Genomic DNA, 22,642 nt, shown 5'->3' on the forward strand with positions numbered 1-22,642 from the left:
CTGGGCACGACGGCCCCCTCCGAAGCCAGCGCTTCTGCTGCTCTACAAAGTTTCAGAGAGCGGTGGCCCCCCGACGCCAACGCACTGCTTGCCTGCTGGACGCTCCTCCGCATCACTGGCACGCTTGCGCCTCCCCTCATCCGCGCTATTTCCCCGGCCCCCCATGACCGATCCCCGCCTCGCCGACCTGCTGCAGTCGGTGCCCGACCTGCGCCTGAAGACCGACGCCGCCGACCTGGAGCACTACGGCCGCGACTGGACCCGGCGCTGGACCCCGGCGCCGCTGGCGATCGCCCTGCCGGGCACTGTCGCCGAGGTGCAGGCGGTCGTGCAGTGGGCCAACCGGCACGGCGTGGCGGTGGTCCCCTCCGGCGGCCGCACCGGCCTGTCGGGCGGCGCGGTGGCGGCCAACGGCGAGCTGGTACTCAGCCTGGAGCGGATGAACAAGGTGCTGGACTTCGATGCCGTCGATCGCACCCTGACCGTGCAGGCCGGCATCGCCCTGGAGGCCGTGCACAACACCGCGCGCGAACACGGCCTGGTCTACCCGGTGGATTTCGGCGCGCGCGGCTCGTGTTCGATCGGCGGCAACATCGCCACCAACGCCGGTGGCATCCGCGTGATCCGCTACGGCAACACCCGCGAGTGGATCGCCGGCCTGACCGTGGTCACCGGCGCCGGCGAGGTGCTCGAACTCAACCGTGCCCTGGTCAAGAACTCCAGCGGCTACGACTTCCGCCAGCTGATGATCGGTTCGGAAGGCACGCTCGGCATCGTGGTCGAGGCGATCCTGCGCCTGACCGATCCGCCGCCGCCGACCAACGTGATGCTGCTGGCGCTGCCCTCGTTCGAGGTGCTGATGCGGGTGTTCGCCGAGTTCCGCGGCCGCCTGCGGCTGGAGGCGTTCGAGTTCTTCACCGACCACGCGCTGCGCCACGTGCTGGCCCACGGCGCGCACAAGCCGCTGGACCAGGAGTACCCGTACTACGTGGTCACCGAGTTCGCCAGCGACGACGAAGCCACCGAGGCCGCGGCGATGGCCGCCTTCGAGCACTGCATGGAGCAGGGCTGGGTGGCCGACGGCGTGATCAGCCAGAGCGAAGCCCAGGCACAGCAGATCTGGCGGCTGCGCGAGGGCATTACCGAGGCGGTGGCGCGCTACAAGCCGTACAAGAACGACGTGTCGGTGCGGATCTCGGCGATGCCGGCGTTCCTGGCCCAGGCGCAGGCGCTGCTGGGCCAGGCCTACCCGCACTTCGAGGTGGTCTGGTTCGGTCACATCGGCGACGGCAACCTGCACATCAACGTGCTCAAGCCGGACGACACCGCCGACGCCGAGTTCGTGGCCCAGTGCGAGCAGGTGACCAAGCTGCTGGCGCAGGCATTGCAGGCCCACGGCGGCAGCATCTCGGCCGAGCACGGCATCGGCCTGGTCAAGAAACCCTACCTGGGCAGTACCCGCAGCGATGCCGAGGTCGCGCTGATGCGCGGGGTCAAGCGGGTGTTCGACCCGAACGGGATCCTGAACCCGGGCAAGCTGTTGGATGCCTGATCCGCGACCGGATGCCGGCGCGGCGGTGGCCGGACGGGTTAGTCTTTGCGCACCGGCCGCGTCCCCGCGGCAGCCACCGATCCGATCGACGATGAAATCCTTCGCTCCCTCCGCCGCGCTGGTCCTGCTGTGCGCGCTGGCCCCCAACGCCCTGGCCGGCAGTTTCGCCGGCACCTCCGCCGGCACCTCGGCCGGCGCTTCTTCCGCCGGTACCTCCGCTTCGTCCAACAGCACCTCCGGCGACGACAAGCTGGTGCGCGAGGCGCGCGAGGATGCGGCTGGCTTCGTCGCCAGCGAGGGCCAGGTGCGCACCGCGCGGCTGGAGGCGGCACTGCGGGTGATGCGCGAGCGCGACGCGGCCGCGCGCGAGGCCAGCGACCTGGCGCTGGCGCGGGCGATCCTCGCCCGCGAGTAGTCCGTCGCCACACCGCATGGCCCCGTGGCCATGATCCGCTTCCTTGCCGCGCTGGCGGCGCTGCTGCTCTGCCTGGCCGGCGGGCGGGCACAGGCCGCCGTGCCGTCGTTCCACCTCGCCGCGGACATGGCGCCGGCCGAGCGTGCCGCCACGCTGGAACTGCTGGAGCAGGGCACGGCGAAGTTGCCGCCGACGTGGTCCGTCGCACTGGACCGCCCGGTTGATTTCGCCTGGCGCGACGACCTGCCCGATGGCGTGCATGGCCGGGCGAAGCATTGGCGCATCTCACTGGACCGGCGGCTGCTGGCGGACTGGATGGCGCGCCCGGTCGCCGCCGGCGGCGACGATCCGGCCACCCGCGCCGCGCTGGCGGCGCTGCTGCACGAGTTGGCGCACCTGTACGACCGCACGCCCGCCGGCGGCCTGTCGCGCGACCCGCGCCTGCTCGACCTGGCGGGCTGGCAGGTCGCCGCGCTGGGGCCGGGCCGGCGCGCGCGCAACGACTTCCGCGACCGCTCGCCGGACCCGTACGAACTGGCGTCGCCGCGCGAATACGTGGCGGTCAACCTCGAGCACTACCTGCTCGATCCGGATTACGCCTGCCGCCGGCCGATGCTGGCGCAGTACTTCGATGCGCACTTCGGCTGGTTGCCGCCGGACCGGGAGGCGTGTGCCCCCGGGCTGCCGTTCGTGCGCGACGAAGTGCGCTCCGACGACCCACAGCGGCTGCTGGGCGAACTGGACCCCGAGCGGATCCTCGAGATCGACTACCTGCTGGCGGAAGGCAACGAGCGGCCGATGAGCCGCTGGGGTCACGGCATGCTGCGGCTGGTGGTGTGCGCGCCGGACCGCCCGCGTGGCCCGGACTGCCGGCTGGACCTGCAGCACCACCTGGTGCTGTCGTTCCGCGCCTTCGTCGGCGACGTGCAGATCTCGAACTGGCGCGGGCTGACCGGCTCGTATCCGTCGCGGCTGTTCGTGTTGCCGCTGGGGCAGGTGATCGACGAGTACACCAAGGTGGAGCTGCGTGGCCTGCGTTCGGTGCCGCTGGCGCTGTCGCACGGGGAGGTCGCCGCGCTGGCCGGGCGCGCGGCGCAGCTGCACTGGAGCTATGACGGCCGCTACTACTTCGTGTCCAACAACTGCGCGGTGGAGACCTGGAAGCTGCTGCACGACGCGGTGCCGCGGCTGGCGGCGATGGAGTTGTCCGGCATCACCCCGAACGGACTGCTGCGGCGGCTGCGCGCCGCCGGCGCGACCGCCGAGGCGGGTGTGCCCGCCGATCCGGCCGGGCAGGTCAGGCTCGGCTACCACTTCGAGCCGGCCAGCGCGCAATACGAGGCGATGTATGCGATCGCGCGCGGCGAACTGGGCCTGCCGCAACCGGATGCGGCCGCATGGCTGGCGTTGCCTCCGCAGTTGCGTACGGCGGCCCTGCAGCGTGCCGGCCAGCGCGCCGCAGCGGCGCTGCTGGTGCTGGAATCGGCGGCGTTGCGCCGGCAGGAAATGCTGGCGCGCGATGAGCTCAAGCGGCGCTGGCTGCGCGATCCGCACGGACTGGCCGATGCCGGCGTGGAGATCGCCGGGCCACTGCGGGAGTTCCTGCGCCTGGGCGGTGCGTTCAGCCGGCCGGCGTCATGGCTGGAGGACGTCGCGGGCTACGGCCTGCCGCAGGCGGAAGAGCGTGCGGTGCTGGCGGCGCGTGTGCACGAGGACGCGGCGAGCCGGCAGGCGCAGGCCGGCGCGCTGGAGGCCGGCGTCCGCCAGTTGCTGTCGCCAGCGCGGCGCGATGCCCTGGCGGGGGCCGAGGCCAACGTAGTGCTGGTCGGCGACCGCCTGCGTGAACTGTTCGCCGAACCGCCGCGGGCGTCCTTGTAGGAGCCCAGCTCGCTGGCGACACGGGCGTCGGAATCATGGGAGCGTCGCCTGTGCCGACGGCGTCGGGTCGCCGGCTGAACCCGGCTCCTACAACAGCCGCGTCGCCGCGGTCGCTCTTCTGTAGGAGCTGACTTCAGTCGGCGACACGGGCGTCGGAATCATGAGGGCGTCGCCTGTGCCGACGGCGTCGGGTCGCCGGCTGAACCCGGCTCCTACAACAGCCACGTCGCCGCGGTCGCTCTTCTGTAGGAGCTGACTTCAGTCGGCGACACGGGCGTCGGAATCATGAGGGCGTCGCCTGCGCCGACGGCGTTGGGTCGCCGGCTGAACCCGGCTCCTACAACAGCCACGTCGCCGCGGTCGCTCTTCTGTAGGAGCTGACTTCAGTCGGCGACACGGGCGTCGGAATTATGAGGGCGTCGCCTGCGCCGACGGCGCCGTGTCGCGGGCAAGCCCGGCACCTGCACGGCCTCGGCGCTTCTGTAGGAGCCCATTCATAGGCGACACGCGCGCCGGAACGGCGAGGCGGTCAGGTGTGCCAGCGTGGCCTGTCGCGGCCGCGGCCCGGCTGCTGCAACAGAATGCTGCGGCCGCATCCGCCGGATACGGCCGCAGACAACTGGTGCATCAGTCCGCCCGGCCGCCGAACTCACCGGTGGTGGTGTTGACCAGGATCCGTTCGCCGGTGGTGATGTACTCCGGGACCATGATCTCGATGCCGGTGCTGAGCGTGGCCGGCTTCGGCCGCTTGGTCGCGGTGCCGCCCTTCAGCTCCGGCGGGGTCTCGACCACTTCCAGGGTCACGTGCTGCGGCAGCTGGATCGCCACCGGCTGCTCGTCGATCACCTGCACGTAGATGCCGGCCAGGCCGTCGGTGATGTAGCCGGCGGCGTCGCCGATCGCATCCGGATCCAGGGTGTACGGGGTGTAGTCCTCGTCGTCCATGAACACGAACGCGTCGCCGTCCTTGTACGAGAAGGTGGCCTGGCGGCGCAGCAGTTCGACCTCGACCAGGTTGTCGTCGGCGTCGAAGCTGGCGTCCAGCTTGTTGCCGCCGGGCACGCTGTACATGATGAAACGGAAGCGGACATTGCCGCCGCGGCCCTGCGGCGAGCTGCGCTCGATGTCGCGGACCTGGTAGACGCCGTTGTTGTACTCGACGACGTTGCCCTTCTTGATTTCGCTGGCTCTCATGGGTGGTTCTTCGTTGGTGAGCGTTGCCCGCGCGCGGCGGTTGGTGGGATTACTTCGGTGCCAGGCGGGTGGCGCCGTCCAGGCGGATGGTCTCGCCGTTGAGGTAGCGGGTGCGCAGGATGAAGGCCACCGTGTCGGCGAACTCCTCCGGCCGGCCGAGGCGGGCGGGGAAGGGGATGGTCGCCGCCAGCGACTGCTGCACGGACTCGGGCATCCCGTCGACCATTGGCGTCCAGAACACGCCGGGGGCCACGGTCAATACGCGGATGCCGAAGCGGGCCAGCTCGCGCGCCATCGGCAGGGTCATGCCGACCACGCCGCCCTTGGAGGCGGAGTAGGCGGCCTGGCCGATCTGGCCTTCGTAGGCGGCCACCGAGGCGGTGTTGACGATCGCGCCGCGCTCGCCGTCCTCGCCCGGTTCGTTGTGCTGCATCAGCGCCGCGGCGGCCTTGGCCACGTTGAAGCTGCCGACCAGGTTGACCATCACCGTGCGGGCGAAGCCGTCCAGCGGCATCGGGCCCTCCTTGCCCAGCACGCGACCGGCGCCGAGGATGCCGGCGCAGTTGATGGCGGCGTTGAGGCCGCCGAGGAAGTCGCGGGCGGCTTCGAGGGTGGCGACGACGCCGGCCTCGTCGGTGACGTCGGTGCGGAAGTAGCGTGCGTTGGCCTCGCCGAGGGCGGCGACGGCTTCGGCGCCCTTGTCGTCGTTAACGTCGAGCAGGGCGACCTTGCCGCCGTCGGCGACCAGGCGCTGGGCCACGGCGAAGCCGAGGCCGGAGACGCCACCGGTGACGACGGCGCGGACACAGGAAAGCTGCATGGCAGGTTCCACGGGTAAAACAGGGCCTGCAATTCTAGCCGAGAGCCCGGCGAGGGGCTCAGGGAAGGGTCACCGTCGGCGCCGGGGGCGCGGGGGGAATGCGGGTGCTTTCGCCCGGGACTTCGTGCCAGACCAAGTGCAGGACGCAATTGTCCGACCGGCGGCGGCACATGGCCATTGCCTTGTCCCTCGCCTGCTCGTCGTTGGGCTGGGACAGGGCATAGCCGATGGACCGGCTACCCGTCACCAAGGCGGAGTAGCCTGGCTCGCTGGTAGTGGCGAGCTGGCTGCAGTTGAGCGAGCGCCGGACGCAATGCCCAACGGCATCCCGTGCCGCCAAGCTGACGCTCGGCTGGTTGAACGAGTAGCCGAAGGCTCCGGAATCCGGGTCGTGGACCACGGCGGAGGCCGCATGGCTGTACGCAGGCACCAGCGCACCGAGGGCGACGAGGACCAAGTTCCACATCGTGCCAGCTCCATTCCCTTGATTGTTGCGCGGATGATGGCATCGGACGGCCCCCGATGTCAGGCTCGCGCCGTGTCTTTCGGCGAGCGCCGGCGTGCGTGGTCGCCATGAAGCGCCGTGCATCGCCGCGATCGCCGCAGTCGCTGGCGCGTCACTCCGGATCGTAGTCCAGGTTCGACGCCAGCCAGCGCTCGGCCTGGGCCAGGGACACGCCCTTGCGGCGGGCGTAGTCGGCGACCTGGTCCTTGCCGAGGCGGCCGACGACGAAGTACTGGCTGCCGGGATGGCTGAAGTAGTAGCCGGACACCGCCGCGGTGGGCAGCATCGCGAAGCTCTCGGTCAACGACATGCCGGCGTTGGTCCCGGCGTCCAGCAGGCGGAACAGGGTCGCCTTCTCGCTGTGGTCCGGGCAGGCCGGGTAGCCGGGAGCCGGGCGGATGCCGCGGTAGCGCTCGGCGATCAGCGCCTCGTTGTCCAGCGCCTCGTCGGTGGCATAGCCCCAGAACTCGGTGCGCACGCGCTGGTGCAGGCGCTCGGCCAGCGCCTCGGCCAGGCGGTCGGCCAAGGCCTTGAGCAGGATCGCGTTGTAGTCGTCGTGCGCGGCCTCGAAGCGGGCCACGTGCGGCTCGATGCCGATGCCGGCGGTCACGGCGAAGGCGCCGATCCAGTCCTGCACGCCGCTGTCCTTCGGCGCGATGAAGTCGGCCAGGCAGAAGTCGGGGCGTTCGACCGGCTTGTCCACTTGCTGGCGCAGGAAGTGAAGCGTCGCTGTGAGTCCCTCTCCCGCCGGGAGAGGGGTTGGGGAGAGGGTAGGGGGTGCCGGCGCGGCCCCGGACGTGGCGGACTCCGTCGTACCCTCATCCGCCCTTCGGGCACCTTCTGCCCCGAGGGCACTTGGTTCCGGAGGGAGAAGGGAAAGCACTACGTCGTCGCCGACGCTGTACGCCGGCCAGATGCCGAACACCGCCTTCGCCGTCAGCCACTTCTCCGCGACGATCCTCTCAAGCATCGCCCGCGCATCGCGATACAGCTCGCTGGCCTGCCTGCCGACGACCTCGTCCTCGAGGATCGCGGGATACTTGCCGGCCAGCTCCCAGGCCTGGAAGAACGGTGTCCAGTCGATGATCGGCAGCAGGTCCTGCAGCGGCCAGTCGTCGAATGCATGCACCCCGGTGCGGTTGGGCGCGGGCGGCAGGTGGCCATCCCGGCCGCTGTCGAACTTCTGCCCGCGCGCCTTCTCCAGCGACACCAGCCGCTTGGCGTCGCCGCGGTTGCGGTGGCGGGTGCGGATCTCGGCGTAGTCGGCGTCGTTGGCGGCGACGAACTTCCCGCGCAGTTCCACGCTGATCAGCGACTGTGCCACGCCGACCGCGCGCGAGGCATCCTTCACCCAGACCGTCGGCGCCTGGTAGTGCGGGTCGATCTTCAGCGCGGTATGCGCACGCGAAGTGGTGGCGCCGCCGATCATCAACGGTGTGTCGAAGCCTTGCCGCTGCAGCTCGCGGGCGACGTGGCTCATCTCCTCCAGCGAGGGCGTGATCAGCCCGGACAGGCCGATCAGGTCGGCCTGCACCTCGCGCGCCTTGTCGAGGATGGTCTGTGCGGAAACCATCACCCCCAGGTCCACGACCTCGAAGTTGTTGCAGGCCAGGACCACGCCGACGATGTTCTTGCCGATGTCGTGGACGTCGCCCTTGACCGTGGCCATCACTATCCGGCCGTTGGACTTGCCGGCGTCGCCGGTGCGCAGCTTCTCTGCCTCGATGTAGGGCAACAGGTAGGCTACCGCCTTCTTCATCACCCGCGCCGACTTGACCACCTGCGGCAGGAACATCTTGCCGGCGCCGAACAGGTCGCCGACCACGTTCATGCCGTCCATCAGCGGGCCTTCGATCACGTCCAGCGGCCGCGTCGACTGCTGGCGCGCCTCTTCGGTGTCCGTCTCGACGAAGGCGTCGATGCCGTTCACCAGGGCGTGGGCCAGGCGCTCGCGCACCGGCTTGGACCGCCAGGCCAGGTCCTCGGTCTTCTTCTCGCCTTTCGTGCCCCGGTATTTCTCGGCGATCTCCAGCAGGCGCTCGGTCCCGTCCGGGCGGCGATTGAGGACCACGTCCTCCACCCGCTCGCGCAGGTCCGGGTCCAGGTCGTCGTATACCGGCAGCGCGCCGGCGTTGACGATGCCCATGTCCATGCCGGCCTTGATCGCGTGGTACAGGAACACCGAGTGGATCGCCGCGCGCACCGGCTCGTTGCCGCGGAAGGAGAAGCTGACGTTGGACACGCCGCCGGACACGTGGCAGTGCGGCAGGGTGGCCTTGATGATCCGGGTGGCCTCGATGAAGTCCACCGCGTAGTTGTCGTGCTCCTCGATGCCGGTGGCGATGGCGAAGATGTTCGGGTCGAAGATGATGTCTTCCGGCGGGAAGCCGACCTCGTCCACCAGGATCCGGTAGGCGCGGGTGCAGATCTCGACCTTGCGCGCGCAGGTGTCGGCCTGGCCCTGCTCGTCGAAGGCCATCACCACGGTGGCCGCGCCGTAGCGCAGGATCTTGCGCGCCTGCTCGACAAAGATGTCCTCGCCTTCCTTGAGCGAGATCGAATTGACCACGCCCTTGCCCTGCAGGCACTTCAGGCCGGCCTCGATCACGCTCCACTTGGAGGAATCGACCATCACCGGAATCCGGGCGATGTCCGGCTCGGAGGCGATCAGGCTCAGGAAGCGGACCATCGCCTTCTCGGAGTCGATCAGGCCCTCGTCCATGTTCACGTCGAGGATCTGCGCGCCGCTGTCGACCTGCTGGCGCGCCACCTCCACCGCCTCGGCGTAGCGGTCCTCCTTGACCAGCTTGCGGAACTGGGCGCTGCCAGTGACGTTGGTGCGCTCGCCGACGTTGACGAACAGCAGCTCCGGGGTGATGACCAGCGGTTCCAGGCCGGAGAGGCGGGTGGGGCGGTAGGTGGGCGTAGACATCGGTGGCGGTTCAGTCATTGCGCAGCGACAAGCCACTCGTCATCCCCGCGCAGGCGGGGATCCAGTGACTTGCCGGAACGTCGGGAGAAAGTCGCTGGGTCCCCGCCTGCGCGGGGACGACGGGATGAACGTTCACGCCGCCCGCTCCAGCGCACCCTGCGGCACCCGCGGCCGCAGCCCGCGCACCGCCTCGGCGATCGCGCGGATATGGTCGGGCGAGGTGCCGCAGCAGCCGCCGACCAGGTTGAGCAGGCCCGATTCGGCGAACTCGCGCAGCACCGTGGCCATCTCCTCCGGGGTCTCGTCGTAGCCGCCGAAGGCGTTGGGCAGGCCGGCGTTGGGGTGGGCGCTGACGTAGTAGGGCGACACGTCCGACAGCGCCTCCACGTGCGGGCGCAGGTCCTTGGCGCCGAGCGCGCAGTTCAGGCCGATCGACAGCGGCCGGGCATGGGCCAGCGAGGCATGGAAGGCCTCGGCGGTCTGCCCGGAGAGGGTGCGGCCGGAAGCGTCGGTAATGGTGCCGGAGATCATCACCGGCAGGCGCCCGCCGCGGGCGTCGAACACTTCCTCGATCGCATACAGCGCGGCCTTGGCGTTGAGCGTGTCGAAGATGGTCTCGACCATCAGGGTGTCGGCGCCGCCGTCGATCAGTCCCTCGACCGCCTCGCGGTAGGTCGCGCGCAGCTCGTCGAAGCTGGTGTTGCGGAAGCCGGGATCGTTGACGTCCGGGCTGATCGAGGCGGTGCGGCTGGTCGGGCCGAGCACGCCGATCACGAAGCGCGGCTGGTCCGGGGTCTGCGCCTCGATCCCGTCGCATGCCTCGCGCGCGACACGCGCGCCGGCCTTGTTGAGCTCGTACACCAGGTGTTCGAGGTGGTAGTCGGCCTGGCTGACCGAGGTGGCGTTGAAGGTGTTGGTCTCGACCAGGTCGGCCCCGGCCTCCAGGTAGGCGCGGTGGATGCCGGCGATGATTTCCGGCCTGGTCAGCAGCAGCAGGTCGTTGTTGCCCTTGAGGTCGTGGCCGCAGTGCGGGCCGTGGCCATCATGGTCGGGGTGGTGGGCTTGGTCGAACCCCCCGGCGAAGCGTTCGCCGCGGTAGTCGGCTTCTTGCAGGTCGTGGCGCTGGATCATCGTGCCCATCGCGCCGTCGATGACCAGGATGCGTTCGCGCAGCCCTTGTTCGAGCAGGGCGACGCGTTCGGGATGCAGCCAGGGCAGGGTTTTCATCTTCGTGGACTCAGGGCTTGTGGGCGATCAGCGAGATCACTTCGAAATGCGGCGGGCGCCGCTCGCGGGTCACCGTCTCCAGGCTGGTCACCTCCAGCCCCGCCTTCTCGGCGAATTTCCTCAACTCCTTCGCCGGGAAACCGAGGTTGAGGTGGCCGTAGGCCTCCACCACCGCCTTGTGCTCGTGCCGGGCCAGGCTGCTCAGCAGCAGGCGGCCGCCCTTGCGCAGCACGCGGGCGGCCTCGGCCACGGCCTGGGCCGGCTTGGCCGAATAGGTCAGCGCGTGCATCAGCGCCACCAGGTCGAAGCTGGCGTCCTTGAACGGCAGCGCGTGCATGTCGCCCTCGCGCACCTCCACGTTCTGCAGCCGGCGCAAGCGCTCGCTGGCCGCGGCGACCACCCGCGCACTGGTGTCGACGCAGACGTAGCGGTGCGAGTGCGGTGCCAGCAGTTCGGCCAGCACGCCGTCGCCGGAGGCGATGTCGAGCACGTCGCCGGTCTCCAGCAGCGGCAGCGCACTGCGCGCCAGCGCTTCCCAGGTGCGGCCCGGGGAATAGTGGCGCTCCATGTCGCCGGCCACGCTGTCGGCCCAGTTCTGGTCGGCGGCGCGCGCCGCCAGCACCGAAGGCAGGCGCTCGGCATCCTGGCGCAGCAGCGGGTCGTCGCTGCCGGTGCTCAGGGCCTGCCACAATGCGCGCTGGGCGGGATCGAGCGCGGCCTCGTCGAAGCGGTAGTAGGCCGACACGCCGGCGCGCCGGTCGCGCACCAGGCCGGCCTCCTTGAGCCTGGCCAGGTGGGTGGACACGCGCGGCTGCGCCAGCCGGGTGATCGACGACAGCTCGGCCACGGTCAGCTCCTCCAGTTCCAGCAGCGCCAGCAGGCGCACTCGGGTGGCGTCGGCGAAGACCTTCAGCCGGGTCGACCAGTCCTCGAGGTCCATAAATATCTTCCTATCGCGATATAGAGATATTGTGGATGTGCGCGCCCGGACCGGTCAAGCTGCATACGCCTGCGAATGGCGAAGCGGTTGCAGTTGTTACAATTGGCGTCATTGACCATGACCGGAGGGGTCAGCCGTGGATTTCAGCTTCACCGAAGAACAATTGATGCTGCAGGACGTCGCGCGCCGCATCGCCCAGGACGTGATCGCGCCGAGCGCCGAGCATTTCGACCGTAACGGCGAGTTTCCGCTGGACAACATCCGCCTGCTCGGCGAGAACGGCCTGATGGGCATCGAGGTGCCGGCCGAGTACGGCGGCGCCGGCATGGACCCGGTGAGCTACGCGCTGGCGATGATCGAGATCGCCGCCGGCGATGCCGCGCACTCGACCATCATGTCGGTCAACAACTCGCTGTTCAGCGCCGGCATCCTCAAGCACGGCACCGAGGAGCAGAAGCAGACCTACGTGCGCGCGATCGCGGAAGGCCGCGAGATCGGCGCCTTTGCCCTGACCGAGCCGCAGTCCGGCTCCGACGCGACCTCGATGCGCTGCCGCGCGGTCAAGCAGGCGGACGGCACCTTCGTGATCAACGGCAAGAAGAGCTGGATCACCTCCGGTCCGGTGGCCAAGTACATCGTGCTGTTCGCGGTGACCGAGCCGGACAAGGGCGCGCGCGGCATCACCGCGTTCATCGTCGACACCGCGCGGCCGGGTTTTCACCGGGGCAAGACCGAGCCCAAGCTCGGCATCCGCGCTTCGGCCACCTGCGAGATCGAGTTCGCCGACTACGTGGCGCAGCCGGCCGATGTGCTGGGCGTGGAGGGCGAGGGTTTCAAGATCGCGATGGGCGTGCTGGATTCGGGCCGCATCGGTATCGCCTCGCAGGCCATCGGCATCGCCCGCGCGGCCTACGAGGCGACCATCGCCTACGCGAAGGAGCGCAAGGCCTTCGGCGCGGCGATCGGTACGTTCCAGATGACCCAGGCCAAGATCGCCGACATGAAGTGCAAGCTGGACGCGTCTCTGTTGCTGACGCTGCGCGCGGCCTGGCTCAAGGGCCAGGGCAAGCCGTTCTCGGCCGAGGCGGCGATCGCCAAGCTGACCGCGTCGGAGGCGGCGATGTGGATCACCCACCAGGCGGTGCAGATCCACGGCGGCATGGGCTACTCCAAGGAGATGCCGCTGGAGCGCTATTTCCGTGACGCCAAGATCACCGAGATCTACGAGGGCACCAGCGAGATCCAGCGTCTGGTCATCGCGCGCGCGGAGACTGGGCTGCGCTGAGGCGCGTGGTTCCGTGGGGAACAGGTGAACTGGAAACGGGGCCTCATGGCCCCGTTTCTTTTTCTCGGTCTGCATTGGCGAGATCGGTCGCGATGGCAGCATTGGCCGCAACCGCAACCGCAACCGCAACCGCAACCGCAACCGCAACCGCAACCGCAACCGCAACCGCAACCGCAACCGCAACCGCAACCGCAAAGTCAAAAGCGCCGGGCGTGGTCGGCTTCGGTCTGAGCCGTGGCAGGCCGGGGGTATTGCGGTCGTCTCGACGGCACATCCGTGTGCCGACTCACCGACGTGGCCATCCATGGCCACTGCCGCAATACCCCCGGCCCGCCACGTCTTCGGGAGCGTCCAGGTCGTAGCTCCGTTCACAGGCGATGAGCAGCGCACGGCCTTTTTGTAGGAGCGGGCATGACCGCGACCCGACGCCGTCGGCCCAGGCGACGCCCCCGTGATTCCGACGCCCGTGTCGCGGTCATGCCCGCTCCTACAGAAGGCAGTGCCGTCTGGGAGGGCCGGGGAGTGGTGACCTTGCTCTTGCTCCCCAGATCGAAGCCATGACCTCAAAGCTACCCGAGGCCGTCGTGCCCAGGGGGTCTGGCGCAAGCAGCACAGGGATGTGCTGCGGTCGCGACTCGGAGGCAGGACGCCGCAGCGGAGCGATGCGCCAGACCCCCTGGGCACGGCGGCCCCTTCCGGAGCCGACGCTTTTGCTTCACCAGCGCTTTTGCTTCAAACGCCAATCGAGCGACCACCCACGAACCTGGTGCTTTTGCCCAGACCCGCAATCGCTTCAAATAGGCGAGGCAACACGCGCGGAACGGACGTCGATGACCCAGACCACCACAACAGGGCGAGGCCGCGCAGCACTGCGCCGCGTATTGCCCTGGCTGCGCTGGGGCACCGTGGCCGTGCTGGTCGCCGTCCTCGTCCTGGACCTGACGTTCCCGCCGCCGCTGCCCGAAGAGGGGACGGGCGCCGCCAGCGTGGTCACTGCCGCCGATGGCACCCCGTTGCGCGCCTTCGCCGACGCGGAGGGCGTATGGCGCTACCCGGTCGCGCCGGAGTCGGTCTCGCCGCTCTACCTGCAGGCGCTGCTCGGCTACGAGGACCGCTGGTTCCGCCACCACCCCGGGGTGAACCCGTTCGCATTGCTGCGCGCGGCAAGGCAGTGGCTGCGCAGCGGCGGGATCGTGTCGGGTGGCTCGACCCTGACCATGCAGGTCGTGCGCATCCTCGAAGGCCGGGACACGCGCAGCCCGGTCGGCAAGCTGCGGCAGATGGCGCGCGCACTGCAGCTGGAAGCGCGCCTGTCGAAACAGCAGATCCTGCAGCTGTACCTGGAGCGCGCGCCCTATGGCGGCACCATCGAGGGCGTGGAGGCGGCCAGCTGGGCCTATCTGGGCAAGCCGGCCTCGCAGCTGTCGCATGCCGAGGCCGCGCTGCTGGCGGTGCTGCCGCAAGCGCCCAGCCGGCTGCGCCCGGACCGGCATCCGCAGGCGGCGCGCGCTGCGCGCGACAAGGTGCTGGCGCGGATGCAGGCGCTGGGCACGTGGACGCCGGAGCAGGTGGACGACGCCCGGATCGAGCCGGTGGTGGCGCGTTCGCTGCAGGTGCCGGTGCATGCCGCGCTGCTGGCGCAGCGGCTGCGCCAGGAACAGCCGCGCGCGCGGCGCATCGCGACCACGCTGGATGCCGACCTGCAGCGTGCGCTGGAGGAGCGGGTGGCTGCGTACTTCGCCACCCTGCCACCGAGGACTTCGGCCGCGCTGCTGGTGGTGGACAACGCCACGATGCAGGCGCGCGCCTACGTCGGCTCGGTCGCGTTCGGCGACCGCGACCGGCTGGGCCACGTCGACATGGTCCGCGCCTGGCGTTCGCCCGGCTCCACGCTCAAGCCGTTCCTGTACGGGATGGCGCTCGACGACGGGCTGATCCACTCCGAGAGCCTGCTGGTGGACGCGCCGCAGGATTTCGGCGGCTACCGGCCGGGCAACTTCGGCGAGGCCTTCAACGGCCCGGTGGGTGCGGCCACCGCGCTGCGGCTGTCGCTGAACGTGCCGGCGGTGGACCTGCTCGACCGGGTCGGCCCGCCGCGCTTCGCCGCGCGCCTGGACCACGCCGGCGTCCCGCTGCGCTTCCCGCGCGGCACCCGGCCGAACCTGGCGCTGATCCTGGGCGGCACCGGCGTGCGCCTGGAGGACCTGGTCGGCGCGTTCGCCGCGTTCCAGCGCGGCGGGGTGGCCGCGCAGGTGCGCTACACCCCGGAGCAGGCGCTGGTCGAGCGCCGCCTGCTTTCGCCGGGCGCGGCCTGGATCGTGCGCGACGTCCTGCAGGCGAACCCGCGCCCGGGCCACGCCGGCGCGGTGTTCGCGACCGGCACGCGGCCGCAGGTGGCCTGGAAGACCGGGACCAGCTATGGCTTCCGCGACGCCTGGGCGGTCGGCGGGACGCGCCGCTACACGGTCGGGGTCTGGGTCGGGCGGCCGGACGGCACGCCGCTGCCGGGGCAGTACGGCGCGATCACCGCGCTGCCGCTGTTGCTGGAGACCATCGACGGCCTGCCGCGCGCGCCGGGCGACGCCGATCCGTTGCCGCGGCCGGCGTCGGTGGACGCTGCGGAGGTGTGCTGGCCGCTGGGCCTGGCCGCCGCCGACACGTCGGCTTCGCTGTGCCAGCGCCGCTTCCAGGCCTGGCGGCTGGACGGCGCGGTGCCGCCGACCTTCGCCGAGCGCGACGCGCGCCTGTGGCATGCCGGGCGCGAGCGCTTCCAGGTCGACGCGGCCAGCGGCCTGCGCCTGTCGGCCGACTGCGCGCTGCCGCACGCGTCGCGCGAACTGGAGATCGCGCGCTGGCCGGCGCTGCTGTCGCCCTGGCTGCCGGCCGACCTGCGCCGCGCTTCGCGGCCGCCGCCGCTGTCACCCGACTGCGCGGCCGACGGCCGCGACGCGGTCGAGTCGCTGCGCATCGAAGGCATCGCCGACCGCGCCACGCTGGCGCCGCCGCCGGGCAGCGGGCGCGGGCTGCGCCTGCAGGTGAGCGCGCTGGGCACCGCCGCGCCGGTGCAGTGGCTGCTCGACGGCCGCGCGATCGCCCGCACCGAGGGCGCGCGCGGCTTCGAGCATGACTACGCTGCCGCCGGTCGCGGCGAGCACGTGCTGACCGCGCTGGCCGACACCGGCGCCTGGGCGCAGGTGCGGTTCCGGGTGGCCGGGGCCGGCGGCGCAGCGTTGCCGGCCACGGATGCGCTCGCCGTCGGTGCCGGTGACGCCGGGCCGGTTGCCGGCGCGGAATAGGCGCCGCCGCGCCGCGGCATGGTGCATGCGGCTATGCTGCCGGTCCGCGCCGGACGCGCGACGAGGAGACACGCCGATGACCCCACGCCCGGCGATCGCCACCGCACTGGCCGAGGCGATCGGCCATACCCCGCTGCTGCGCCTGCGCCTAGCCTCGGCGCGGACCGGCTGCGAGATCCTGGCCAAGGTCGAGTCGGTCAATCCCGGTGGCTCGATCAAGGACCGCACCGCGCTCGGCCTGTTGCTGGACGCCGAGCGCCGCGGCCTGCTGCGGGCGGGCGGCACGATCGTGGAAGGCACCGCCGGCAACACCGGCATCGGCCTGGCCCTGCTCGGCGCCAGCCGCGGCTACCGCACCGTCATCACCATGCCGCAGACCCAGAGCCGCGAGAAGATCGACGCGCTGCGGGTCACCGGCGCGGAGGTGCGGCTGGTACCGGCGGTGCCCTACGCCAATCCCGAGCACTACGCGCACCAGGCGCGGCGCCTGGCCGAGGCGATGAACCAGGCCGATCCCGGCAGCGCCTGGTTCGCCGACCAGTTCGACAATACCGCCAACCGCGACTTCCACGAGGCCACCACCGGCGTGGAGATCTGGGAGCAGACCGGCGGCCGCATCGACGGCTTCGTCTGCGCCACCGGCACCGGCGGCACCCTGGCCGGGGTGGGCCGCGCGCTGAAGGCGCGCAACCCGGAGATCGCCATCGCCCTGGCCGATCCGGCCGGCTCGGCGCTGGCCAGCTACGTCAACACCGGCGAGCTGAAGGCCGAGGGCGGCTCGATCAGCGAGGGCATCGGCTCGAGCCGGGTCACCGCCAACTTCGACGGTGCGCCGATCGACCTGGCCTGGTCGATCGCGGACACCGAGTCGGTGCCCTGGGTGCACGCGCTGATCCACGAGGAAGGGATCAACGCCGGCGGTTCCAGCGGCGTCAACGTGGCCGGCGCGGTGCGGCTGGCCCGCGAACTGGGGCCGGGCTGCACCATCGTCACCGTGCTGGCCGACGCCGCCACCCGCTACCAGGCCAAGCTGTTCAACCCGGCGTTCCTGCGCGACAAGGACCTGCCGGTGCCGGAGTGGCTGGTGCGAGCGTTTCCGGAGTAGCAGGCGCCGACTGCACTTGCTTTCCCTCTGCGGACGGCCAGGTACCACTCCTGCTCCTGTGGGTTGTTCGTCCGGCGCCGGAGCAAGGCAACCGGTGTCCCGACAGACACCCATCTTGTGCGCGTCCAGGCAGCGGAAAGCAAAGCCCGTGTTGGCGGCGTCGGGTCGCGGGCAAGCCCGGCTCCTACACAAGGGTGTGTCGCAGGTGCGCTGGTCGTTCGCCTGCGAACGGAGCCACGACTCGGAAGCGCCCGAAGACGTGGCAGGCCGGGTGTGTTGCGGCAGCGGCCATGGATGGCCGCGTCGGCGAGTCGGCACATGGATGTGCCGCCGAGACGACCGCAACACACCCGGCCTGCCGCGGCTCAGCCCGAAGCCGACCACGCCCAACGCTGTTGCCGTTGCCGTTGACCGCCGCGGGGCGGGCCTATCCCTCGAAGAATCTTCTGTAAGGGGCGCCTACTGCTCGAGGTGCTCGAGCACGTAATCGGCCGAAGACACCTTGAATTCCCCTGGCGCCTCGACGAACAGCTGCCGCACCACGCCATCCTCCGCGTAGAGCGCAAAGCGGCGCGCGCGGATGCCCATGCCGTAGCCGCTGGCGTCCATCTCCAGGCCCAGGGCCTTGGTCAGGTCGGCGTTGCCGTCGGACACCAGCTGCAGGCCGTCCGGGGCGTCGAGGGTCTTGCCCCAGGCCTGCATCACGAACGGGTCGTTGACCGCCACGCAGATCACCTCGATGCCGCGGGCGCGGAAGTCCTCGAAGCGCGTGATGAACCCCGGCAGGTGCTTTTCCGAGCAGGTCGGGGTGAACGCGCCGGGCACCGCGAACAGCACCACGTTGCGGCCTTCGAACAGGCTCGGGGTGTCCACGCTCTCCACGCCCTCGCGGATGCGCTTGAGCACGACTTCGGGGATGCGGTCGCCGATCTGGATGGTCATGGGAACTCCTGGGGGAAGGGCCGGGCGTGGCCGGAGGCTGAACACAGTCTAGCCGCAGCCGCGTGTCGGCCGCGTGGCAGCGCTTGAAACCGCTGGGCACGAACCCATTTCCCGTGCATCGCCGCGCGCCAGTGCCGCGGCATCGCAAGCAAGGAGAACGACATGGCCATCGTGCGCTACAACAGTGTCCCGGGACGCCACCTGCAGGACGAGTTCCGCCAGGTGTTCGAACGCTTCTTCGGCGAGTCCGGCGCCGACCCGTCCGACGTGGTGACCAGCCAGTGGGCGCCGCGGGTTGACATCAAGGAGGAAGCCGAGCGCTTCGTCATCTTCGCCGACATCCCCGGGGTGGACCCGAAGGACATCGAGGTGCAGATGGACAAGGGCATCCTCACCCTCAAGGGCGAGCGCTCCAGCGAGGCGTCCGAGGAAGGCCAGGGCTACTCGCGCCGCGAGCGTGCCTGGGGCGCCTTCCATCGTCGCTTCGCGCTGCCCGACAGCGCCGATGCGGACGGCATCACCGCCAGCGGCCGCCACGGCGTGCTGCGGATCGACATCCCCAAGCGTCCGCAGGCCACGCCGCGCCGCATCCAGGTGCAGTGACCCGCGACAGGCGCCGGTCCGCCGCGAGCGGTCCGGCGCCTCAACTGCCGCGGCGCGGTTCGCGCACCCGGCAGGAGACCGCCTAGAATCCGGCCCGTGGCGTCCGCGCCGCGGGTCGCCGTGTTTTCCGGCGCCGCGCCCGGCCGGGGCGCCGGCGCCGCAGCCTGCCAGTGGTGAACGGATGGAATTCAAGGACTACTACGCGATCCTCGGGGTCGAACCCAGCGCCGGCGAGGCCGAGATCAAGTCGGCCTACCGCCGGCTGGCGCGCAAGTACCACCCCGACGTGAGCAAGGAATCCGACGCCGAGGACAAGTTCAAGGCGGTCGGCGAGGCCTACGAGGCGCTGCGCGACCCGCACAAGCGCGCCGCGTACGACCAGTTGCGCGCGCGCGGCTACCGTCCCGGGCAGGAGTTCCATCCGCCGCCGGGCGGTTTCGACGGCGCCGGCTACGACTTCGACGAGATCTTCGGCGACATGGGCGGCCGCGGCGGCGGCGCGGGTGGCGGCTTCAGCGACTTTTTCGAAAGCCTGTTCGCGCGCCAGCGCGGCGGCGCGCGCCCCGGTGCCGGCCCGCAGCCGCGCGGCGACACCCGCGCGCGGCTGGCGGTGCCGCTGGAGGCGGTGTACCGCGGCGACAGCGTGCGCATCACCCTCAACGGCCGCCAGCTGGACGTGAGGGTGCCCAAGGGCATCCGCGCCGGGCAGGCGATCCGCCTGGCCGGACAGGGCAACGGCGGCGGCAACCTGCTGCTGGAGATCGAATACCAGGCGCACCCGCAGTTCGAGGTCGACGGGCGCAACATCCTGTACACGCTGCCGCTGCCGGTCTGGCAGGCGGCGCTGGGCACCACGGCCAGCGTGCCGACCCTGGGCGGGTCGGTGGAGCTGAAGATCCCGGCCGGTTCCGATGCCGGCCGCAAGCTGCGCCTGCGTGGCCGAGGCCTGCCGGGCGGCATGTCGAGCGAGCAGGCGGGCGACCAGATCGTGGAGCTGGAGGTGCAGGCGCCGGCGCCGGCGACCGAGGCCCAGCGCCAGGCCTACCGCGACCTGGCCGGCGCGTTCGGGGACTGAGGCGGGGCGGAAAACCGCGAAACCGGGCCGATGCCGGATCCCGGGACCGGGCGTCCAGAATCCGCGGCCCAGGAGGGCTCAGGCCTCGGGCAGGAGGCTGGCTTCGTCGCCGAGCAGGCGGCCGATCACGTCCGACAGGTCGGATTCGGAGAACGGCTTGGTCAGGTAGGCGCGCGCGCCCTGGCGCATGCCCCACATGCGGTCGGTGTCCTGGTCCTTGGTGGTGACCAGCACCACCGGGATGTCGCGGGTGGTGGACTCGCGGCTGAGCGTGCGCGTGGCCTGGAAGCCGTTGAGGTTGGGCATGACCACGTCCATCAGGATCAGGTCCGGCAGCTCGGCCTTGGCCACCTCGACGCCGGCCGCGCCGTCCTCGGCGGTCAGGGTCTCGTGGCCGAGCTTCTCGACGATGCGCTGGATTCCCATGAGCTGGGAAGGCGAATCGTCCACGATCAGGATCCGTGCCATGGTGCGTCCCCGGTGTGTTTCCCCTACGCCGGAGTGTAGTCGGTGCGCGCAGCCGCCGGAAGCCTCCGCGTGCGTGCCGGCCGCGGCGAAGCTTGACCGTGCGCACACTGTGGCCGGCGTGGGCCGCGGCTAGCAGTCGCCGGACAGGCCGGTGGCGTAGCGCAGGCCGCGCAGCAGGTGGGCGCGGAAGACCGGGTCGGCGTAGACCGCCTGCGCGTGGCCCAGGCCGGTGTACCAGGCGCGGCCGCCGGCCGCGGCATGGCACCAGGCGATCGGGTGGTCGGTGCCCATGGTCCCGCCCTCGTAGCCGGACTCGTCCACCGTGGCGATCACCACCACCGCCGGCCGCGGATTGCGCCGGTAGTTGTAGAGCTCGTCGGTGACGCGCCAGCGTTCGAGCCCGTCGGGGCCGCGCCCGTCCTCGAAATGCACGTCGGTGGTCTGCAGGCCCGGCGGATGGTCCTTGAACCAGGCGCCGACCAGCTCGCCGTACCACGGCCAGGCCTTGCCGGTGTCGGCGGCCGAGTGCACGCCCATGAAGGCGCCGCCGGCGGCGATGTAGCGCTCGAAGGCCGCGCGCTGCGCGGCATCGAGCACCTCGCCGGTGGTGTTGGCGAAGACCACGGCGCGGAATCGCGCGAGCTGCCCGTTGTCGAACAGCGCCGGATCCTCGCTGTGCACGACTTCGAAGCCGGCCTGCGCGGCGAGTCCGCGCAGGGTCTCCACCGCCTGCGGGATCGAATCGTGGCGCCATCCCAGGGTGCGGGTGAATACCAGGATGGCTGGACGCGGCGCGGTGGCGGCCGGTGCGTGTTCTTCCGTCGGGAGGCCGCCGGCGGCAACGGCGGAGGAAAAGAGCAGGATCGATGCGAGCAGCGCAGCCGCGGATGCCAGGCGGCTGCGTCGTGGGAAACGGATCGTCATTGCGACAGGCTAGTGCGCGCGCGGTGTGTTTTCCAGGCCGCGGATTGGCCTGGTGACGGCGACGTTGGCGATGGACGAGGTGCCGGCGGGGGCCGCGTTGCCTAGAATCGGTGCGCCGCTCGATCGCGGCATCCGGGAGAGGAGGGTGGCGATGGACAGGGTCATCAGGGCGGGACTGGCGTGCATCGGAACGCGGCTGTGCGCGCTGGTCGCGCTCTCCGTTCCGGCTGCATACGCCTGGAGCGAAGACGCGGGTGCGGCGCGGGGCCGGTCCTGGACGTTCGCGGACACGCCGTCCTGGCAGGACGAGTTCGACTACCAGGGACTGCCCGATCCGGCGAAGTGGGGCTACGACATCGGCGGCAAGGGCTGGGGCAACAACGAGCTGCAGCACTACACCAACCGGCTGGCCAACGCCTTCGTCGAAGACGGCGTGCTGACGATCGTCGCGCGCCGGTTCAAGAAGGCCGGCAAGAACACCTACACCTCGGCGCGGCTGGTCTCGCGCGGCAAGGGCGACTTCCAGTACGGGCGCATCGAGTTCCGCGCGCGGCTGCCGGTCGGCCGTGGCACCTGGGGTGCGTTGTGGATGCTGCCGACCGAGAGCCGCTACGGCCACTGGCCGCGCTCGGGCGAGATCGACATCATGGAGCACGTCGGCCACGACCCGGGCCAGGTGCACGTGACGGTGCACACCCAGGCGTACAACCACATGGTCAAGACCCAGCGCGGCACGCAGACGCACGTGAGGGATGCGAGCACGCAGTTCCACCTCTACCGCGTGGACTGGACCCCGGACTGGATCCGCGGCTACATCGACGACGCACCGGTGTTCGAGTTCGCCAACGAAGGCACGGGACCGGACGCCTGGCCGTTCGACCAGCCGTTCCACCTGCTGATGAACCTGGCCGTGGGCGGCGACTGGGGCGGCGCCGAGGGCGTGGACGAGGCCGCGTTCCCGGCGTGGATGGAAGTCGACTACGTGCGGGTGTACCCGCTGGTGGAGCAGTAGCGTTGCCGTTCCGCAGGTGGGCGAAGGCCTGCCGGCCGGACCTCGGCCCGGTTATCGGACCATCGCCATTCCCAGGAACAGGGCGCCGATCGACAGGACGACGGAAGCGGCTACGTAGAGCACTGCCAGGCCCGTCTGCCCGCGCTCGTAGAGAAGCGCGGCTTCGAGCGAGAACGCCGAGAAGGTGGTGAACCCGCCCAGGACGCCGGTGGTGAAGAACAGCCGCGTGGCCGCCGATACACCGCTGCGCAGGGCGAAGTACTCGACCAGCACGCCCATCAGCAATGAACCGGCCACGTTGATGAAGAGTGTCCCGTACGGAAACCCGACTCCCACCATCCGCAGTGCGGTCAGGTTGATTCCATGCCGCAGCATGGAGCCGATGCCGCCACCCAGAAACACCACCAGGAAATTCATCGCCATGCCCTCGTTGGAGTTGATCCGGGCGGCGATGGGTGCAGAGTCGGCA

The 22,642-nt window shown here is 70.6% G+C and carries 19 protein-coding genes; 9 read left to right on the forward strand and 10 right to left on the reverse strand.

Annotated features, from left to right (window positions below; genetic code table 11):
- Nucleotides 1-163 precede the first annotated feature (163 nt).
- The 3 genes from WQ53_RS14265 (at nt 164) to WQ53_RS14275 (ending at nt 3,845) form a co-directional block, all read left to right on the forward strand.
- Nucleotides 164-1,552 carry an FAD-binding oxidoreductase gene (locus WQ53_RS14265; protein WP_052633374.1) on the forward strand — a complete coding sequence of 463 codons (1,389 nt, stop codon included), beginning with the start codon at nt 164-166 and terminating at the stop codon, nt 1,550-1,552.
- 91 nt (nt 1,553-1,643) lie between these two features.
- On the forward strand, nt 1,644-1,967 hold the full coding sequence (locus WQ53_RS14270; protein ID WP_052633375.1) for a DUF2388 domain-containing protein: 324 nt from the start codon (nt 1,644-1,646) through the stop codon (nt 1,965-1,967).
- A 30-nt stretch (nt 1,968-1,997) separates the two neighbouring features.
- A complete protein-coding gene (locus WQ53_RS14275) occupies nt 1,998-3,845 on the forward strand; it encodes a DUF4105 domain-containing protein (RefSeq protein ID WP_052633376.1) in 1,848 nt (615 codons plus the stop codon).
- 627 nt (nt 3,846-4,472) lie between these two features.
- Here WQ53_RS14275 and yeiP read toward each other — a convergent pair.
- From yeiP to WQ53_RS14305, 6 genes are all read right to left on the reverse strand, one after another.
- Nucleotides 4,473-5,039: an elongation factor P-like protein YeiP gene (gene yeiP, locus WQ53_RS14280; RefSeq protein WP_052633377.1), complete on the reverse strand. Its 567-nt coding sequence runs from the start codon at nt 5,037-5,039 to the stop codon at nt 4,473-4,475.
- Nucleotides 5,040-5,088: 49 nt separating this feature from the next.
- Nucleotides 5,089-5,859: an SDR family oxidoreductase gene (locus WQ53_RS14285; protein ID WP_052633378.1), complete on the reverse strand. Its 771-nt coding sequence runs from the start codon at nt 5,857-5,859 to the stop codon at nt 5,089-5,091.
- 58 nt (nt 5,860-5,917) lie between these two features.
- Nucleotides 5,918-6,325: a DUF4189 domain-containing protein gene (locus tag WQ53_RS14290; protein WP_052633379.1), complete on the reverse strand. Its 408-nt coding sequence runs from the start codon at nt 6,323-6,325 to the stop codon at nt 5,918-5,920.
- 151 nt (nt 6,326-6,476) lie between these two features.
- Nucleotides 6,477-9,296, reverse strand: a complete 2,820-nt coding sequence (gene metH, locus WQ53_RS14295; RefSeq protein WP_052633380.1) for a methionine synthase — start codon at nt 9,294-9,296, stop codon at nt 6,477-6,479.
- 132 nt (nt 9,297-9,428) lie between these two features.
- The gene (locus tag WQ53_RS14300) at nt 9,429-10,523 is read right to left on the reverse strand and encodes a homocysteine S-methyltransferase family protein (RefSeq protein WP_052633381.1); all 1,095 of its coding nucleotides are present in this window, start codon (nt 10,521-10,523) and stop codon (nt 9,429-9,431) included.
- A 10-nt stretch (nt 10,524-10,533) separates the two neighbouring features.
- On the reverse strand, nt 10,534-11,463 hold the full coding sequence (locus tag WQ53_RS14305) for an ArsR/SmtB family transcription factor (protein ID WP_052633382.1): 930 nt from the start codon (nt 11,461-11,463) through the stop codon (nt 10,534-10,536).
- A gap of 136 nt (nt 11,464-11,599) precedes the next feature.
- On the opposite strand from WQ53_RS14305, the gene WQ53_RS14310 reads away from it, so the two are divergent.
- The 3 genes from WQ53_RS14310 to WQ53_RS14320 all read left to right on the forward strand — a co-directional run bounded on the left by WQ53_RS14310 (nt 11,600) and on the right by WQ53_RS14320 (nt 17,149).
- On the forward strand, nt 11,600-12,748 hold the full coding sequence (locus WQ53_RS14310) for an acyl-CoA dehydrogenase family protein (protein ID WP_052633383.1): 1,149 nt from the start codon (nt 11,600-11,602) through the stop codon (nt 12,746-12,748).
- Between the two features lie 830 nt (nt 12,749-13,578).
- Nucleotides 13,579-16,044, forward strand: a complete 2,466-nt coding sequence (gene pbpC / locus WQ53_RS14315; protein WP_082113052.1) for a penicillin-binding protein 1C — start codon at nt 13,579-13,581, stop codon at nt 16,042-16,044.
- Between the two features lie 76 nt (nt 16,045-16,120).
- Nucleotides 16,121-17,149 (forward strand): cysteine synthase A, encoded by a 1,029-nt coding sequence (locus tag WQ53_RS14320; protein WP_052633384.1) that lies wholly within the window; start codon nt 16,121-16,123, stop codon nt 17,147-17,149.
- Nucleotides 17,150-17,608: 459 nt separating this feature from the next.
- Here the strand turns inward: WQ53_RS14320 and WQ53_RS14325 are convergent, their stop codons facing one another.
- On the reverse strand, nt 17,609-18,091 hold the full coding sequence (locus WQ53_RS14325; protein WP_052633385.1) for a peroxiredoxin: 483 nt from the start codon (nt 18,089-18,091) through the stop codon (nt 17,609-17,611).
- Between the two features lie 162 nt (nt 18,092-18,253).
- Between WQ53_RS14325 and WQ53_RS14330 the strand changes: the two genes are divergently transcribed.
- Both WQ53_RS14330 and WQ53_RS14335 read left to right on the forward strand, forming a co-directional pair.
- On the forward strand, nt 18,254-18,694 hold the full coding sequence (locus tag WQ53_RS14330; RefSeq protein ID WP_052633386.1) for an Hsp20/alpha crystallin family protein: 441 nt from the start codon (nt 18,254-18,256) through the stop codon (nt 18,692-18,694).
- A gap of 181 nt (nt 18,695-18,875) precedes the next feature.
- On the forward strand, nt 18,876-19,769 hold the full coding sequence (locus WQ53_RS14335; protein WP_052633387.1) for a DnaJ C-terminal domain-containing protein: 894 nt from the start codon (nt 18,876-18,878) through the stop codon (nt 19,767-19,769).
- Nucleotides 19,770-19,847: 78 nt separating this feature from the next.
- Here the strand turns inward: WQ53_RS14335 and pilH are convergent, their stop codons facing one another.
- Nucleotides 19,848-20,237, reverse strand: a complete 390-nt coding sequence (gene pilH, locus WQ53_RS14340) for a twitching motility response regulator PilH (RefSeq protein ID WP_052633388.1) — start codon at nt 20,235-20,237, stop codon at nt 19,848-19,850.
- Between the two features lie 129 nt (nt 20,238-20,366).
- The gene (locus WQ53_RS14345) at nt 20,367-21,161 is read right to left on the reverse strand and encodes a ThuA domain-containing protein (protein WP_082113053.1); all 795 of its coding nucleotides are present in this window, start codon (nt 21,159-21,161) and stop codon (nt 20,367-20,369) included.
- 151 nt (nt 21,162-21,312) lie between these two features.
- On the opposite strand from WQ53_RS14345, the gene WQ53_RS14350 reads away from it, so the two are divergent.
- Nucleotides 21,313-22,173, forward strand: a complete 861-nt coding sequence (locus WQ53_RS14350) for a glycoside hydrolase family 16 protein (RefSeq protein WP_052633389.1) — start codon at nt 21,313-21,315, stop codon at nt 22,171-22,173.
- A 51-nt stretch (nt 22,174-22,224) separates the two neighbouring features.
- Here WQ53_RS14350 and crcB read toward each other — a convergent pair whose 3' ends face one another.
- Nucleotides 22,225-22,590: a fluoride efflux transporter CrcB gene (gene crcB / locus WQ53_RS14355; RefSeq protein ID WP_052634109.1), complete on the reverse strand. Its 366-nt coding sequence runs from the start codon at nt 22,588-22,590 to the stop codon at nt 22,225-22,227.
- Between the last annotated feature and the right edge of the window lie 52 nt (nt 22,591-22,642).

The sequence above is a fragment of the Pseudoxanthomonas suwonensis genome, assembly GCF_000972865.1.
In the GTDB taxonomy this organism is placed as follows: domain Bacteria; phylum Pseudomonadota; class Gammaproteobacteria; order Xanthomonadales; family Xanthomonadaceae; genus Pseudoxanthomonas; species Pseudoxanthomonas suwonensis_B.